Raw genomic sequence first — 2542 nt, 5'->3', positions numbered from 1 at the left:
GTCACGGGCGGGCTGCCCGCGGTCGACGCCCTCGGCACCGCGAGCCACCTGGCGGCCTCGCCCGGCCACCCGACGGCGGCGTCCGATCACCGGGCGGGATCGCCCGATCGTTCCGGCGGCATCGGACGCGGTCGGCCGGACGACGCCGCATCTCGGCCACACCTCTCCTCATCCGCCGCGCACTGACGGCCGCGCACTGACCGCCGCGCCGGCCGCCCCCGAGGAGATCCGGCGGCCCGCCCACCCGCCACGCGTCAGGGGCGTGGCATCCGCGGCGCGTCCGCGTGGTCGACGAGGGCGATGTCCTCGCGGAGGATCCGCTGCTGACCCCACTCGCCCAGGGGTTCGAGAGCCGCGCTGAGCGAGGCTCCCGCGTCCGTCAGCGAGTACTCGACGCGCGGCGGAACCTCGGCGAACACCTGTCGGAGCAGGAGCCCGTCCCGCTCCATCTCCCGGAGATGCTGGGTGAGCATCTTCTCGCTCACCCCCGGGAGTGCGCGGCGCAGCTGGGCGAAGCGCATGGTGCCGTGCTCCACCAGCTCCCACAGGATCAGGCCCTTCCACTTTCCGCTCACGACATCCAGCGCCGCGTCGATCCCGCAGACGTAGGGCCCGCATCGCACCGTCTCCGCCATGATCCTCCTCCTTACCAAAAGGTAAGTACCGCAGTAATTAGTGGGTACTTCCCGCAGGCGCGGGAACGGTCTCAGTATGAGGGACGGGATCCACCCGGAGAAGAGCCGAACGAGGACACGATGAACAACGCACCCCTGATCACCGAGGCGCGCGCGGGCGCGAGGGAGTGGCTCGGTCTCGCCGCGCTCGCACTGCCGACGCTGCTCCTGGCACTCGACATCACGGTGCTGCACCTCGGCGTCCCGCACGTGAGCGAGGATCTGCGGCCGTCAGCGGCGCAGCTCCTGTGGATCATCGACATCTACGGCTTCATGATCGCCGGGTTCCTCGTGACCATGGGCTCCCTCGGCGACCGGATCGGCCGCAGACGACTGCTTCTGATCGGAGCCGCCGCGTTCGGCGCCGCCTCGGCCGCGGCGGCTTTCTCCCTGACGCCCGAGATGCTCATCGCGAGCCGCGCGGTCATGGGCATCGCGGGTGCGACCCTCATGCCGTCGACCCTCGCCCTCATCAGCACCATGTTCCGCGACGCGCACCAGCGCGGGCTCGCCATCGGCATCTGGGCCACGATGTTCTCGGCCGGGATCGCACTCGGCCCGATCGTCGGCGGCGCGCTGCTGGAGCACTTCTGGTGGGGATCGGTGTTCCTGCTGGGGCTCCCCGTCATGGCCCTGCTTCTGATCGTCGGCCCCCTGCTCCTCCCGGAGTATCGCGACCGGTCCGCCGGCCGCCCCGACCTCGTCAGCGTCGCCCTCGTCGTCGCGGCCATGGTGTCGCTCACGTTCGGGATCAAGGAGGTCGCGGCCCACGGTGTCGGGCTGCTCGCGGCGGCGTCCGCCGTGCTCGGCCTGCTCCTCGGTCTCCTCTTCATCCGCCGACAGAACCGCCTGGTCGATCCGCTGCTCGACCTGCGCCTGTTCGCGAATCCGCTGGTGCGCACCGGCCTGATCGCCATGCTGATCAGCACGCTCGCGATCGGCGGTATCTACCTCTTCCTCACGCAGCACCTGCAGCTCGTGGCGAGTCACCCACCGCTCATCACCGGCCTGCTCCTGCTGCCCGGTGCGGCGGCGCTGATCGCGACCTCGGTGATCGCGCCCATCCTCGCCCGCCGTGTGCCCCGCCTGCTGATCATCGGCATCGCCCTCGCCGCGTCGGCCGCCGGCTTCGTGGTCCTCGCCAGGGCGGCCGGCCTCGGAGACACGACTCTGGTGCTGGTCGGCTTCGCGCTCGCCTACGCCGGGATCGGCCCCGTGACGGCCCTGGCGACCGACCTGGTCGTCGGCTCCGCTCCCGTGGAGCGTGCCGGCTCCGCGTCCGCACTGAGCGAGACGAGCACCGAGGTGGGGGTGTCGCTCGGCATCGCCGTGATGGGCAGCGTCGGGATCGCGATCTACCGCGCGGGGATCCCGGACGGCTCGCCGGCCGACGGCACGGTCGAGGCCCATGAGAGCGCGGCCGAGACGCTCGCGGTGGCGATGACGACGGCCGACGACCTCCCCGCCGTGCAGGGCGACGCGCTCCGCTCGTTCGCGACGGAGGCGTTCGCGGCAGGGTTCGAGGCGGCAGCTTGGCTGGGAGCGGTTCTGCTGGCGGTGGCGAGCGCGACTGCGATCGTGACCCTCCGCCGCGCAGCCCGGGGATGAGTGCGGCGAGCCCGAAGATCCGGCGTCAGACCCGCAGCGGAGTCAGCGCGGGCGCCGCGTCGGCGAGGGTCGGGAACCCGGCATTCACCAGGACCACGAGCGCGACCACGGCGGCGACGAGCAGCAGGAACAGAAACACGAAGATGAGGCCGGCGAGCACGCGGTAGCTGCCGCCCTCCGGCACCTCCGGAGCGAGCGACGGCTGCGACCAGTCGTCGGCCGCCGCGGCGGGCGGCTCCCCCTCGAGGATGGCGGGAGTG

At 72.0% G+C, this 2542-nt stretch carries 4 protein-coding genes; 2 read left to right on the top strand and 2 right to left on the bottom strand.

Annotation, left to right across the window (positions count from 1 at the left end):
* Nucleotides 1-186: hypothetical protein (locus DW309_RS19900; protein ID WP_205812754.1), on the top strand; the 186-nt coding region annotated here is incomplete at its 5' end.
* Between the two features lie 68 nt (nucleotides 187-254).
* Here the strand turns inward: DW309_RS19900 and DW309_RS12185 are convergent.
* Nucleotides 255-635, bottom strand: a complete 381-nt coding sequence (locus DW309_RS12185) for a winged helix-turn-helix transcriptional regulator (RefSeq protein ID WP_136045524.1) — start codon at nucleotides 633-635, stop codon at nucleotides 255-257.
* 120 nt (nucleotides 636-755) lie between these two features.
* On the opposite strand from DW309_RS12185, the gene DW309_RS12180 reads away from it, so the two are divergent.
* Nucleotides 756-2282, top strand: a complete 1527-nt coding sequence (locus DW309_RS12180; protein WP_136045523.1) for an MFS transporter — start codon at nucleotides 756-758, stop codon at nucleotides 2280-2282.
* Nucleotides 2283-2307: 25 nt separating this feature from the next.
* On the opposite strand, the gene DW309_RS19625 is transcribed toward DW309_RS12180, so the two are convergent.
* Nucleotides 2308-2542: hypothetical protein (locus DW309_RS19625; protein WP_168387263.1), on the bottom strand; the 235-nt coding region annotated here is incomplete at its 5' end.

It is taken from the genome of Microbacterium sp. K41 (genome assembly GCF_004794395.1).
Taxonomy (GTDB): Bacteria; Actinomycetota; Actinomycetes; order Actinomycetales; family Microbacteriaceae; genus Microbacterium; species Microbacterium sufflavum.
The sequence above is the reverse complement of the archived record's forward strand: the minus strand, read 5'-3'. Positions and strand labels throughout refer to the sequence as shown.